This is a genomic window from Alloalcanivorax sp. C16-2 (genome assembly GCF_046507615.1).
Classification (GTDB): Bacteria; Pseudomonadota; Gammaproteobacteria; order Pseudomonadales; family Alcanivoracaceae; genus Alloalcanivorax; species Alloalcanivorax marinus_A.
In genome coordinates, this window is record NZ_JBKFTL010000003.1 from 147,394 (window position 1) to 160,685 (window position 13,292).

Sequence of the window (13,292 nt, forward strand, 5' to 3'; positions counted from 1 at the left end):
GGCCGGTTACTCGGCCAGGGCGATGTCGAAGGCGATCGGGTTGCGCATGGTGTTGGCCACCGGGGAGTAGTAGTTGGCCTGCTGGACGATCTCGTCCAGCTCTTCGCGGCTGGCATCGCCTTCCACCACCACGCGCACGCGGATTTCCTGGAACCCCATTTGCGAGGGGATGCGGTGGGCGCCACCGGCGCCCCAGGCGGCGGTGTTGCCAATGTCGCCTTCAAGGAACAGTTCCAGGCGGGACAGTTTCACCTTCTTCCAGGTGGCCACCGCGGTGATGCCCACGGCCAGACAACCGCCCAGGGCGGACAGCACGATTTCACCGGGGGCCGGCGCGGTGTTCTGGCCGAACAGATGCAGCGGCTCGTCCACCACCACCGGCTCATGGTCGCCCACGTAGCTGAGCGTGCGGTACTGGCCCTCACAGATCGTGTGGACCTTGTTGGTGCCCCGGTTTTCCGGGTTGGCGCGGCCTTTTTCGGCGAAGCCCTCAAGGCCGTCGCGGTCGATCGGGCGCAGGTAGGTGCTGACGGTAGTGGCGGTTTGCGTGCTCAAGGGACATCTCCTTCATGGGTCGTTGTAACGGGGCGGAACCGGCGCGGTCCGCCATCACGAAGGGCCCTATCGCAAGCGCTGTGCCAGAAGCGCTGTCGCGCCACGCCCGGCCCGGGGCAGGGAGGGGAAAAGGCAGGGAAAACAAGCCGTTGGCGGCGATGAAACGGAACGCCGGGGGCGCCGGGCGCCGGAATCACGGGACTCTCGGCATTCCCGTGGGGCGGGACGAAGCGCGACAAACAGAAACAATGTCCGGTTTCGTTGCCGATCATTGTCCGGTTGCCGTCGCGGCGCTTCGGTGCCCCGTTAGCGGGCTGTTTGAGCGGCGACAAAGGCCAACAAAGCCGACAATGTCCGACTTTGTCGTTCCTGGCGGGCCGCCCCGGCCCCGGCCTCTGCACGGCTTCGGCGCCGGCGTGCCGCCGCGAGAGCCGCGCCAAGTGCCTGTTATCAAGGCGTTTTCGGGCCTGGGGGCCGGTCCGGTCGATGGCCCGCCACCGTCCCGCCCGGTGAGCTGGCATGGAACCTGCTCTTCACACTGCGTCGACCCGTTAAGGGGTCCGTTGCAAACCGGAGTACGCAGATGGGAGCCACCATTAGTCTCAACGCCATCAGTCACCGCTATAAACCCGGGGCGGCCACCGTCCTCGAGGACATTGACGACCAGATCAAAAGCGGTGAACGGGTGGTGCTGATCGGACGCAGCGGGTGTGGCAAGTCCACCCTGCTGCACATGATCGCCGGATTGCTGATGCCGTCCGACGGTTGCGTCAAGATCGGCGGCCGGCAGATCACCCGGCCTTCCGCCAAGTGGAACATGATGTTCCAGAAACCCTCCCTGTATCCGTGGATGAATGTGCGCGACAACGTCGGCCTGGGCCTGCTGTTCGCGGGCGCCTCCAAGGCGGACATCGCCGAACGGGTGGACCAGTTGCTGGAGATGGTGGGCCTGGCCGACAAGAGCCGGGTCAATGTGCAGAGCCTGTCCGGTGGCCAGCAACAACGGGTGGCCCTGGCCCGGTCCCTGGCCACGCGCCCGGACGTGCTGCTCCTTGATGAACCGTTTTCCGCGCTGGATGCCTTTACCCGCGCCAGTCTTCAGCAGGAAGTGGCGGGCATCTGCGGCGAGCTGGGCATCACCCTGGTCACCGTTACCCACGACATCGACGAAGCCATCCTGATGGCCGACCGGGTGCTGATCATGGCCCAGAACCCGGGCCGCATCGAAAGCCGCCTGGAGGTGGGGCTGCCCTGGCCCCGGGACCCGGCCTCCAATGAATTCCAGCAGCGCCGGCGGGCGTTGATGGACCTGTTCCAGCAAACCGACAGCGTCACGCCGCTGCCGGAAAAGGACCGCGATGGCGGCCGTTTGCGTCGCGTCAGCAACGGCTGACCGCCTTCAATCCCGAGGAGAGCGATTCATGAGTGATTCATCCCACCACCACGACGACGATCAGGTCCTGCCCACCTGCGAGTCCTGCGACACCGGGCTGAGCCGGCGTGATTTCATGCGCGACATCGTCGCCGCCACCAGTGCCGGCATGTTCACCGCCGGTGGCCTGGGGCTGAGCCGGCAGGCGTTCGCCGAGGAACAGGACCCGGTGCTGCGCATCGGCTATATCCCCATCGTCGACGCGGCGGTGCTGCTGGTGGCCCATGCCCGCGGCTATTTCGAGGAAGAGGGCGTGAAGGCGGAACGGCCCACCCTGATTCGCGGCTGGTCGCCGTTGGTGGAAGGCTTCGCCAGTGGCAAGTTCAACCTGGTGCATTTCCTCAAGCCGATCCCGATCTGGATGCGTTACAGCAACGATTTCCCGGTCAAGGTGATGTCCTGGGCCCATGTGAACGGTTCCGCCATCGTGGTGGGCCGCCATACCGACGCCGAGGAGTTCGCCGACCTGGGCGGCACCCAGATCGCCGTGCCGTACTGGTACTCCATGCACAATGTGGTGCTGCAGATGGGCCTGCGCCAGGCCGGCCTGACCCCGGTGATCAAGGGGCAGGGCGAGCCGCTCGGGCCCAAGGAAGTGAACCTGCAGATCATGCCGCCGCCGGACATGCCCGCCGCCCTGGCGGCGCGCAAGATCGATGGCTACATCGTCGCCGAGCCCTTCAACGCCGCCGGCGAACTGCTGGCCGGCGGCAAGGTGCTGCGCTTCACCGGTGACATGTGGAAGAACCACCCCTGTTGCGTGGTGTGCATGAACGAGAACCAGGTCAACGCCAAGCCGGTGTGGACCCAGAAGGTGATGAACGCCCTGGTGCGCGCCCAGAACGACGCCCAGCAAAACAAGGCCGAGGTGGCCCGGCTGTTGTCCCGGGATGGCGAGGGTTACCTGCCGATGCCGGCCAACGTGGTGGAGCGCGCCATGACCCACTACAACCCGGCTGACTATGAGCACCCGGACGCCATCCGCCACCCGGAATGGCACACTGGCCGGGTGGATTTCCACTCCTGGCCGTACCCGTCCGCCACCCGCTTCATCGTCGAGCAGATGAAGGACACCCTGGTCAGCGGCGACACCGGTTTTCTGCAGTCCCTGGACCCGGAGTTCGTGGCCGGCGATCTGGTCGATGACCGTTTCGTGCGCAAGTCGCTGATCGCCTTCCCCGCCGGCAAGAAGGACGACGACGACCCCTTTGTCCGGGAAGAGGTGATCCGCGTATGAATACCCTCGCTTCCCGGGCCCGCCCCGCGGCACCGGCCTGGCCGGCGCTGTGGCGCCGGGTGGCGCCGCTGGCCTGGCCGTTGGGCGGCATCGCCGTGATGCTGTTCGTCTGGTGGCTGGGTGGGCTCTACCTGGCCAGCAACCCGGAAACGATGATGTTCGCCAACTTCGCCCCCGGGCCCACCTTCGCCGCCCTGTGGCGGATGCTCGGCGAGACGGCGCTGTGGGACGCCATCGGCGCCAGCCTTTATCGCATTGGCGCCGGGTTGTTCTGGGGCGCGCTGATTGGCATTCCCCTGGGCATCCTGATCGGCTATTTCTCCCTGGCCATGCGCATGGCCAACCTGCCGTTCCAGTTTCTGCGCATGATCAGCCCGCTGGCCTGGATGCCCCTGGCGGTGCTGATCTTCGACAGCTGGGACGGCGCCATCGTATTCCTGATCCTGATGGCGGCGCTGTGGCCGATCGTGTTTTCCACCGCCCACGGCGTCAAGCGCATCGACCCGGGCTGGTTCAAGGTGGCCCGCAACCTGGGCGCCGACAGCCTGCAGATGCTGCGCCGGGTGATCCTGCCGGCGGTGATGATGGACATGATGGCCGGTATCCGCCTGGCGGTGGGCGTGGCCTGGGTGGTGCTGGTGCCGGCGGAATACCTGGGCGTCACCAGCGGCCTGGGCTACGCCATCAACGACGCCCGTGACACCCTGGACTACGCGGCGCTGACCGCGGTGGTGCTGGTGATCGGCGTGATCGGCTACGCCCTGGACAGCGTCTGCGTGATGTTGATGCGGCGTTTCAACTGGCAACTGGAGGGCTGATGCTCGACGGCGGGCTGCCGGCCCCGGACGGGGCCGCCGGCGACGAGGACGTGGATCTCACCGTGCTGCGCGAAGCGGCACGGCTGATCGGTCGCGCCGAATCGCCGGAACTGGCGATCAGTGGCATCCTGCGGCTGCTGTCGCAGATGCTGGGCCTCAACCGCGCCCGGGTGATGCTGCCACGCATCCACGATCCGGGCCTGACGATTCGCTACGCCTACGGCCTCACCGACGAGGAGCGCGAGCGTGGTCAGTATCGCGCCGGCGAGGGGGTGGCCGGTCGCGTGATGCGCACCGGTCAGGTGGCGGTGGTGCAGGACATTGATCAGGAGCCTCTGTTCCTGGGTCGCGCCGTGCGCCGCCGCACGCTGCCCGATGAAATCGTCGCCTACATCGCCGTGCCGCTGATGGACGGTGGCGTGCCCATGGGGGTGCTGGCGGCGCACCGCTTGCGGCAGCGGCCACGCAAGATCGATCGCGACCTGGGCACCCTGCAGACCATCGCCGTGTTCATCGTCCAGATTCTCAAGTTCAATGCCTTGCTGGAGGAGCGCACCGCCCACCTGCGCGACGAGAACCGCCAGCTCAAGGACGCCCTTAGCAGCGCCCAGCCGGCCCACGGCATTCTCGGCGAAAGCGAGCCGTTGCGCGTCGCCCTGCACAACGCCCTCAAGGTGGCGGACACCGAAGTGACGGTGCTGATCACCGGCGAGTCCGGCACCGGCAAGGAGCGTTTCGCCGAACTGCTGCATGACCAGAGCGGTCGCCGCGACGGTCCTTTCCTGGCCATCAACTGTGCCGCTATCCCCGAGCAACTGCTGGAATCGGAACTGTTTGGCCACGAGCGCGGCGCCTTCACCGGCGCCAACGCCGCCAAGAAGGGCAAGATCGAAATGGCCGACGGCGGCACCCTGTTCCTGGACGAAATCGGTGACATGAGCCCGGACCTGCAGACCAAGCTGCTGCGGGTGCTGGAAAAGCGGGTGATCCAGCGGGTCGGCGGCAATCGTGATATTCCGGTCACGGTGCGCATTCTCGCCGCCACTCATAAGAACCTGCAGCAGGCGGTGAACGAGGGCCGTTTCCGGCTGGATCTGTATTACCGTCTCAATGTATTCCCGCTGCATCTGCCGCCCTTGCGCGAGCGCCGGGGCGACGTGCGTTTGCTTACCCGGCACTTCCTGTACCGCACCAACCGGGAGTACCGCCGTAATGTGGTGCTCGGCGAAGGTGTGCTGGAGCGGCTGGAAAGCTACGCCTGGCCCGGCAACATCCGTCAGTTGGAAAACATTCTGCGCCGCGCGGTGCTGATGGCGCGCAGCGACCAGGTGTCCGCCGCCGACGTGGAGGCGATTCTGGCCCAGGAATCGAGCATCGGACAAAGCGTGCCGGCACCGCTGGCCGACGGCCCGCGGGCCACGGCGACGACACCGCCAGCGACCATCACGCCGCCCCCGTTGCCGGCGGCGCGGCCCTACCGCCGGGTGCGCGAACAGGACGGCGACATGTTGCTGGGCGCCCTGGAGGAGGCCGGTGGCAACAAGGCGAGGGCGGCTCGGGCGCTGGGCATGACGCCGCGCCAGTACCGCTATCACCTGGATAAACTGGGCCTGTCTAAAGCCAGCGATTCATAATCAGGCAGGCGGTCAGGTCGCCGGTGACGTTGAGCGCCGTGCGGCTCATGTCCAGCAGCCGGTCCACGCCCAACAGGATTGCCACCCCCTCGGCGGGAATGCCCAGCCCGCCGAGCAGGGTGGCGAGGATGACGATACCCACCCCGGGGGTACTGGGGCTGCCGATGGACGCGCCCACCACGGTGATGATCAGCAGCGCCAGGGTGGCCGGTTCCAACTGCACGCCGAACATCTGCGCGATGAACACCGCAGCCACCACCTGATAGAGGGCGGTGCCGTCCATGTTCACGGTGGCGCCCAGCGGAATGATGACGCCGGCCACCTGCGGTTTCACACCCAGCTTGTCCTCGGCGGTTTTCAGCGATAGCGGCATGGTGGCCGCCGAACTGGAGGTGGAAAACGCCAGCAACTGAGCACCGCCCACCTGCTTGAGAAAATGCAGCGGCGAGGTTCGCCCCAACACCGCCACCAGCAGCAGATAGAACGCCAGCAGCACCGCCAGACCGGCCAGCACGGTGAAAATATACGCCGACATGCCGGCCAGGGCGGTGGCGCCGGCGCGGATCACGAAGTCGGCGATCAGCCCGAATACCGCCGCCGGCGCCAGGAACATGGCCCAGCCGACGATCTTCAACGATACCTGCTGCACCGATTCCAGCAGTCGCGTCAGGGTGCGGGTGCGCAGCCGGCCGAGGGCGGCGATGGCGGCGCCGGCGAAGATCGAGGCGACCACGATCTGCAGCATGTTGTTGTGCAGGCTGGCCGCCGAGATGCTGGCCGGGATCAGATTGGCAATGGTGTCCGCCAGGCTGGCACCGGTATCCGGGGCGGCCCCGGCGATGTCCAGGGACGCCTGGCTGGGAGGCAGGTTGAGCAGGTCCTGCTGCACGTAGTCGCCGGGCCGCAGCCATAACGCCAGGGTCAGGCCGATGAGCACCGCCACCGTGGTGGTGGCCACGAAGTAGGGCACGATGCGCACCGCCGCCCGGCGCAGAAAGTCGGCGTCGCCGGCGCTGGTCAGGCCGAGAATGATGGAGGTGGCCACCAGCGGAATCACCACCATCTGAATCATGTTCAGGAACAGCGCGCCGGGCAGTGTCAGCCACTCACCCAGGGCGGCGGCGGTGGCGCCGTCCAGCGCCAGCGGGCCGCCGCTTTCCGGCGACAGCGGCAGGCCCAGGGCCACGCCCAGCACCATGGCGATCACGATCTGCAACCACAGACGGGTGCGGATCAGGGCACTTACTTCACGAATGGAAAGAGACTGACGCAACGGCGCTCCTCGGTGCTGAATCACGGACGGCTGGGATGCGTCTAACGATAGCGTCTTCCCGCCGGCTGGCAAGACGCCATGGGCGACGCACGGCGAAATGAGCAACGGGAGGGTGAAGCGCCCCGCCTTTTGCGCCTAAACTGCGTTTTTTTGGGGACTCACCGGAAAACAGCCATGGCCGAATTGGAATTCTGGTTTGATTTCGCCAGCCCGTACGCCTACCTGGCGGCGGAGACGATCGAGCCCGCCGCCGCCGACGCCGGCGTGATGGTACGCTGGAAGCCCTTCGTGCTGGGACCGATCTTCCAGGAACAGGGCTGGACCGATTCGCCGTTCAATCTGTTCCCCGCCAAGGGCCGCTACCTGTGGCGCGATCTGCAGCGCGAGACCCGCCGGTTGGGAGTGCCCTGGCAAAGGCCCACCCGGTTCCCGTTCAACAGTGCCCTGGCCACCAAGACCGCCACCTGGATCGAGCCGGACGAGCGCCTGCCCGCATACTGCCGGGCCTTGTTCCGGGCCGGCTTCGCCGAGCGTCGCGACCCGGCCACGCCGACGGTGGTATCGGCCTGCCTGCGTGCCGCCGGCCTGGACGACGCTCCCCTGGAGCGGGCCCTGGCCGAGGGCGGTGGCCAGCGACTGCGCGCCGACGTCAATCGGGCCCGGGACCTGGACATCTTCGGTGCGCCGTCCTTCGTGGTCGGCGGCGAATTGTTCTGGGGCAACGAGCGCCTTGCCTCGGCCCTCGAGCGCGCCTGGACCAGCCCCACCCTGGACCGCCGGTCGCCTCCGTAGGAGCCGCGCGGGACGCTACCTCGAAGCGTCTCGGTGTGGGCCCCTTTCCGAGACGCGGCCCGAATGGAAAACCCCACCAAAGCGTGGGTGGAACTACAGGTTTTCGATGTCGTCGAGCAGCGCCTCGGCGCGCTGGAGAATGGCCCGGCGCCTGGCCGGCGCCATGCGCTCCCAGGCCTTGTACACCATGCCCATGCGCGGGTGCTTTCCGAACCGCCCCCGGTGGCGCTGAATAAAGTGCCAGTAGAGGCTGTTGAAGGGGCAGCTGTTGTCCTCCTCGGCGCTGCTCACCTTGTACCGGCAGGCGCCGCAGTAATCGGACATGCGCTGGATGTACTTGCCGCTGGCCGCATAGGGTTTGGAGCCCAGGTAGCCGCCGTCGGCGTGCATCACCATGCCCAGGGTATTGGGCAGTTCCACCCATTCATAGGCGTCCACGTACACCGCCAGATACCACTCATGGATCTGCTTTACCTCCACGCCCAGCAGCAGCGCCAGGTTGCCGGTGACCATGAGCCGCTGAATATGATGGGCATAGGCGTGCTCCCGGGTGGCGCGCACCGCCTCCGCCACGCAACGCATTTTGGTCTCGCCGCTCCAGTAGAACCAGGGCAGGTCGGCGTGGCTGGCGAGCCGGTTCTCTTCCTTGTAGTCCGGCATCAGCAGCCAGTAGATGCCACGCACGTATTCGCGCCAGCCGAGAATCTGGCGAATAAAGCCCTCCACCGCGTTGAGCGGCGCGCGCCCCTCCCGGTAGCAGCGTTCCGCCGCCTCGCAGACCTTGAGCGGGTCGAGCAGGCCGGCGTTGAGGTACGGGCTCAGCAGGCTGTGAAAAAGGAAGTCGTCGCCCTCGGTCATGGCGTCCTGGTAGTCGCCGAAGTGGGGCAGGGCCTGCTCCAGAAAATGGGCCAGGGCTTCCTCGGCCTGGGTTTCGGTGACCGCGAACCAGAACGGCTCCAGATCGCCGAAGCGGTCCGGGTAGTGTTCGGCCACCAGGTCGATCACCTGACGGGTGGTGGCGTCCGGTTCGAAGCGTGCTGGCCCCGGAAGCCGCAGCTTGCCGTCGTAGCGCTTGCGATTGTCGGCGTCGAAATTCCAACGACCGCCCACCGGCTCACCGTCCGGCTCCATCAGCAGGCCGGTATGGCGGCGCATTTCCCGGTAGAAAAACTCCATGCGCAACTGCTTGCGGCCGGCGGCCCAATCGCGGAACGTCTCGGCGCGGCACAGAAAACGGCGGTCTTCCAACAGCCGTACCGACAGGCTCAGCCGTTGCGGCCAGTGCCGTTTCATGGCCTCGCGCAGGCGGTATTCGCCGGGTTCGGTGACCAGCAATTCGCCGGCGTCGAACTCCCGGGCGCTTTTCAGTACCGCGTCACACAGGTCACCCAGCCCCTGGTCCAGCCCGTGGTAATCCACCGTCCAGCCCTGGCGGCGCAGGCGCGCGGCGAAGTGGCGCATGGCGCTGAACAGGAACACCAGCTTCTTGCGGTGGTGGGGCACATAGCCGGCTTCCTCGCGCACCTCCGCCATGACAATGCGGTCGCGGGCCGGGTTGCCCTCGGCCAGGCTGCTCAGGCCGGGGCTGAGCTGGTCGCCGAGAATCAGAATCAAGCGGGGTCGGGGCATGGGACTTCCAAATGGTGCATCGCGCTGGTGGAAGCCCCAGCATAGCCGGTGGCCATCAACGGCGAGTCAAGCCGCCGCCGGTCGGTATCAGTCGAGCCGCTTGTTGACGCGCAGAATGGCCACGCCCAGCGCCACCACCGAGAACACCGTCAGCGCCAGCAGTTCCGGCCACAGCGATGACAGGTCGGCACCGCGCAGCATGATGCCACGGCTGAGCCGCACGAAGTGGGTGAGCGGCAGAATCTCGGCGAACCATTGCGCCGGCCTTGGCATGCCCTCGAACGGGAACATGAAGCCGGACAACAGAATTTGTGGCAGGAAGGTGAAGATCGCCGCCTGCATGGCCTGGAACTGGCTGCGCACCACGGTGGAGATCAGGATGCCCAACGCCAGGCTGGCGACGATGAACACCAGCGCCGCCAGGTACAGGTCCAGCAGCGGGCCGCGCACCGGTACCTGGAAGATCAGCTTGCCGAGCAGTAGCACCAGGCTGGTCTGGATCAGGCCGATGGCGATGAACGGCAGCACCTTGCCCAGGGTCAGTTCCGCAGATGACAACGGTGTGGTGATCAGGAACTCCTGATTGCCGTGCTCCCGTTCGCGCACCAGGGCAATGGCGGTGAACATCACCATGGTCATGGTCAGAATCACGCCGATCAGGCCGGGCACGGTGTTCAGCGGGGCCTCGCGGTCCGGATTGTAGTAAGCGACCACCGCCACCTGCGCCGCTGGCGGGCTCAGTGATTGCCCGTTCAGATAGGCGCGCACCGGGAACTGGCTGAGCTGGCGGGCGGCCTGCTGCACCACCTGGTCGGAGCCATCCACGATCAGCTGCAACGGCGGCTGGTCGGTGGTCAGACGGTGCTCGAAATCCGCTGGCACCACCAGGATCACCTTGATGTCGCCGGCGCGCAGCAGGCGCTGGGCCTGGTCGGCGGTGGTTGGAGCGTGCAGGAAATCGAACACCCGCGCCTGATGCAGTTCATCGATGACCTGGCGGCTGCGGCTGCTGTGCGCCTGGTCGACCACGGCGGCGGGCAGGTGGCGCACGTCCATGTTGATGGCGTAGCCGAACAGCAGCAGCTGCATGATCGGGATGCCCACGATCATGGCATAGGTGAGCCGGTCCCGTTTCAGTTGGCGCAGTTCCTTGGTGACCACCGCCCACAGGCGCCGGGGGCTGAATCCGATCATCACTGCGCCTCCCCGTGCCGGGCGCGGGCCAGGGTGGCGGCCACGAACACGTCTTCCAGGTTAACGTCGGTGACGTTCACCCCGGCGTCCGGGTCCACCGTGCGTACCCGCTGGCGCACCGGCGCGAGGGCGGCCTCGTCGTCCACCAGTACCCGCAGGGTGGCGCCGATCTGGGCGCAGGAGCGCACTCCTTCCAGGCCGTCCAGGGCATGCTGGGCGCGGCGCGGGCGGTCGGTTTCCACCAGCAGGGAGACCGCCTCCATCCGTTGCTTGAGCTGGTCCGGGCTGCCCTCCGCCACGAGCTCGCCCTGCTGCAGGATGGCCAGCCGGTGGCAGCGTTCCGCCTCGTCCATGTAATGGGTGGACACCAGCAGGGTGGTGCCGCTGTCCGCGAGGCCGAACAGCACGTCCCAGAAATCACGTCGGGATTGCGGGTCCACCGCGCTGGTGGGCTCGTCGAGAAACAGCAGTTCCGGTTCGTTGAGCACGGCGGCGGCCAGCGCCAGCCGCTGGCGCTGGCCGCCGCTCAGGGTGCCCGCCAGTTGCTCGCTGAGGGCTTCCAGGCGGTAGGTCTGGAACAGCTCGTCGAGCCGCTGGCGCCGGCGTGCCCGGGACAGCCCGAACAGTCGCGCCACGAATTCCAGGTTTTCGCGTACGCTCAGATCCCGGTACAGGGAAAAGCTCTGGGTCATGTAGCCGATGTGCTGCTTGAGTGTCTCGGCCTGGCGGGGGATGTCCAGATCGAGCACCCGGATGTCGCCGTCGCTGGGCAGCAACAGACCGCACAGCATGCGGATGGTGGTGGATTTGCCACAGCCGTTGGGGCCGAGGAAACCGTACACCTGGCCGCGCGGCACCGACAGGTCCAGGTGGTCCACGGCCACCAGGTCGCCGAACCGACGGGTCAGGCCCCGGGTTTGGATCGCGGGGCTGCCCGGGTTATCGCTCATCACCGTCTTCCGCCGGCCAGGCCTGGCAGGGCAGCCCGGCGGGCAGTTGCCGCGCCGCCTCGCCCTGCAATACCAGCTCCGCCTGATAGGAGAGCCGGTTGGCGTCGTCGCCGGTGAGTGCGTAGTAGGGGGTAAAGGCAGGCTCGCTGCGCACACTGCGCACGACGGCGTCGAACGGCGTGTCGACGCCGTCGACGCGCACCCGGTAGCGGTCCCCGGGATGGATCGAAGCCCGTCGTGGCTCGGAGATGAACACCCGCGCATAAGGTGCCGCGCCGGCCAGCAAGGTGACCAGGGTGGCGCCGGTGGTGGGCTGATCGCCGAGGCGATGGGGCAGGGCGTCCACCCGGCCCGGCGCCGGCGCGATCACGTCCAGCCGCTGGCGACTGATGGCCAGGCCCACCACCCGGGCGGTGGCGCTGTCCACCGCCGCTTCCGCCTGTTCAAGTTGCTCCGGGCGGGTGCCGTGCAGCAACTCGGTGAGGCGGGCCTTCTGGGCGTTGACCCGGGCCTCGGCGGTGTCGAAGGCGTTGCGGGCATCGTCCAGGCCGGCTTGGGCGAGCGCGCCCCGTTCTTGCAGGGAGCGGGCCCGGCGCAGGGCGGTGCGGGCGGTGTCGCGGTCGCTTTCCGCCTGGGCCAGTTCCGCCCGGGCGGCATCCACGGTTTCCGGCCGGGCGCCGTGGCGCAGCTCTTCCAGGCGGGCCTGTTGCTGGCGCAGGGTGGCCCGCGCTTCGTCCAGCCGTGCCTGGGTTCGGCGCGGGTCCAGGCGCAGTAATAATTGCCCCGCCTCGACCCGCTCGCCCTCCCGAACCGACAACTCCACCACCGGTTCCGAGGCTTCCGCGAGGATATCGACCCGGTCCCATTCCAGGGTGCCAGGCAGCGTCTCCGGTTCGGCGTCGCAGGCGCTCAACAGGGCCAGGGACAGTGCCACGGCGACAAATCGAATGGCCACGGCGGCAAATCGAATGGCCGTCTTGGCGAACAGAACGGCGCCAGTGGTTTTCATGGTGGTCCCCCCAGGCCCCGGTCGAGCAGGGCCAGCACATGGTTGATCAGATCCTCGGTGCGGATGTCGCCGTAATCAGGCAGCCGTGACCAGATCGGTCGGGAGGCCAGGGTGAACATGGTCAGGCCGATCAGGGAAATGGGAAACAGGCGCGGCTCGAGATCCGGATTGAGGTCACCTTCCGCCTGACCCCGGGCCACCAGTTCGCCGAGCTGGCGGAACAGCCGGGGCGCGTCGCGTTGCATCAGCAGGGGGCGGAGCTGGCCCTCCCGGGAGATGATTTCCTTGATCCACAGAGGCGGCAGCCAGGGCGCCGCGTCCACGGTGACGATCAGGTGGCGGGTCAGCTCGACGATCACCGCCCGTGCCGGTCGCGACGGCGGGGCGTTCAGCACCAGGGTGATGGCCGGCGCCATCAGGGTCAGGATGCGCTCCTCGACGATCGCCTCCAGCAGGCGTTCCTTGTTGCCGAAGTAGTAGTGCATCAGCGCGGGCGTGGCGCCGGCCTCCCGGGCGATGCGGTTCAGGGGCGTACCGGCCACGCCATGCTCGCCGAACAGGCGCACGGCACTGTCCAGCAGCCGGTCGCGCAGGTTGCCGGTTTCGTCGCTGGGGCGGCCGCGCCGTCGCGGCGTTTTGGCGGCAGGGGGCTTTTTCATGGCGCTAATTTAATTAATATTTAATTTAATTAAAAGGGGAATCGGCGCCCGCGCCGTGGGCCGGCGGCGGCCAACGAGGGTGCCGGCCATGCCATTCGGCGTCAGTTTCA

At 67.2% G+C, this 13,292-nt stretch carries 12 protein-coding genes; 5 read left to right on the forward strand and 7 right to left on the reverse strand.

Going from position 1 to position 13,292, the window contains the following annotated elements:
- Positions 1-6 precede the first annotated feature (6 nt).
- Complete coding sequence (locus ACLD02_RS14310; protein ID WP_203100042.1) at positions 7-555, reverse strand: OsmC family protein; 549 nt, start codon at positions 553-555, stop codon at positions 7-9.
- Positions 556-1,138: 583 nt separating this feature from the next.
- Here ACLD02_RS14310 and ACLD02_RS14315 point away from each other — a divergent pair.
- From ACLD02_RS14315 to ACLD02_RS14330, 4 genes are read left to right on the forward strand one after another with little or no spacing between them, the layout of a single operon-like run.
- Positions 1,139-1,948 (forward strand): ABC transporter ATP-binding protein, encoded by an 810-nt coding sequence (locus ACLD02_RS14315; protein WP_203100040.1) that lies wholly within the window; start codon positions 1,139-1,141, stop codon positions 1,946-1,948.
- 28 nt (positions 1,949-1,976) lie between these two features.
- The gene (locus tag ACLD02_RS14320) at positions 1,977-3,224 is read left to right on the forward strand and encodes an ABC transporter substrate-binding protein (protein ID WP_203100038.1); all 1,248 of its coding nucleotides are present in this window, start codon (positions 1,977-1,979) and stop codon (positions 3,222-3,224) included.
- Entirely contained in the window at positions 3,221-4,042 is an 822-nt protein-coding gene (locus ACLD02_RS14325; RefSeq protein WP_203100037.1) for an ABC transporter permease, read from the forward strand. Before ACLD02_RS14320 ends, ACLD02_RS14325 begins: the two co-directional genes overlap by 4 nt.
- Positions 4,042-5,676, forward strand: coding sequence for a sigma 54-interacting transcriptional regulator (locus ACLD02_RS14330; protein ID WP_410299023.1), 1,635 nt, complete (start codon positions 4,042-4,044; stop codon positions 5,674-5,676). Before ACLD02_RS14325 ends, ACLD02_RS14330 begins: the two co-directional genes overlap by 1 nt.
- On the opposite strand, the gene ACLD02_RS14335 is transcribed toward ACLD02_RS14330, so the two are convergent.
- Positions 5,657-6,949 carry a dicarboxylate/amino acid:cation symporter gene (locus ACLD02_RS14335; RefSeq protein WP_238400760.1) on the reverse strand — a complete coding sequence of 431 codons (1,293 nt, stop codon included), beginning with the start codon at positions 6,947-6,949 and terminating at the stop codon, positions 5,657-5,659. The genes ACLD02_RS14330 and ACLD02_RS14335 overlap by 20 nt on opposite strands.
- Positions 6,950-7,123: 174 nt before the next feature.
- Here ACLD02_RS14335 and ACLD02_RS14340 point away from each other — a divergent pair, with 174 nt between their 5' ends.
- A complete protein-coding gene (locus ACLD02_RS14340; protein ID WP_203100033.1) occupies positions 7,124-7,741 on the forward strand; it encodes a 2-hydroxychromene-2-carboxylate isomerase in 618 nt (205 codons plus the stop codon).
- A 93-nt stretch (positions 7,742-7,834) separates the two neighbouring features.
- On the opposite strand, the gene ACLD02_RS14345 is transcribed toward ACLD02_RS14340, so the two are convergent.
- The 5 genes from ACLD02_RS14345 to ACLD02_RS14365 all read right to left on the reverse strand — a co-directional run bounded on the left by ACLD02_RS14345 (position 7,835) and on the right by ACLD02_RS14365 (position 13,182).
- Complete coding sequence (locus ACLD02_RS14345) at positions 7,835-9,370, reverse strand: cryptochrome/photolyase family protein (protein WP_410299024.1); 1,536 nt, start codon at positions 9,368-9,370, stop codon at positions 7,835-7,837.
- Between the two features lie 87 nt (positions 9,371-9,457).
- Positions 9,458-10,564 carry an ABC transporter permease gene (locus ACLD02_RS14350; protein WP_410299025.1) on the reverse strand — a complete coding sequence of 369 codons (1,107 nt, stop codon included), beginning with the start codon at positions 10,562-10,564 and terminating at the stop codon, positions 9,458-9,460.
- On the reverse strand, positions 10,564-11,514 hold the full coding sequence (locus tag ACLD02_RS14355; protein ID WP_203100029.1) for an ABC transporter ATP-binding protein: 951 nt from the start codon (positions 11,512-11,514) through the stop codon (positions 10,564-10,566). The genes ACLD02_RS14350 and ACLD02_RS14355 overlap by 1 nt, the downstream gene beginning before the upstream one ends.
- Positions 11,504-12,523, reverse strand: a complete 1,020-nt coding sequence (locus ACLD02_RS14360; RefSeq protein ID WP_410299026.1) for an HlyD family secretion protein — start codon at positions 12,521-12,523, stop codon at positions 11,504-11,506. The genes ACLD02_RS14355 and ACLD02_RS14360 overlap by 11 nt, the downstream gene beginning before the upstream one ends.
- Positions 12,520-13,182 carry a TetR/AcrR family transcriptional regulator gene (locus ACLD02_RS14365; protein WP_410299027.1) on the reverse strand — a complete coding sequence of 221 codons (663 nt, stop codon included), beginning with the start codon at positions 13,180-13,182 and terminating at the stop codon, positions 12,520-12,522. Before ACLD02_RS14365 ends, ACLD02_RS14360 begins: the two co-directional genes overlap by 4 nt.
- Positions 13,183-13,292 lie beyond the last annotated feature (110 nt).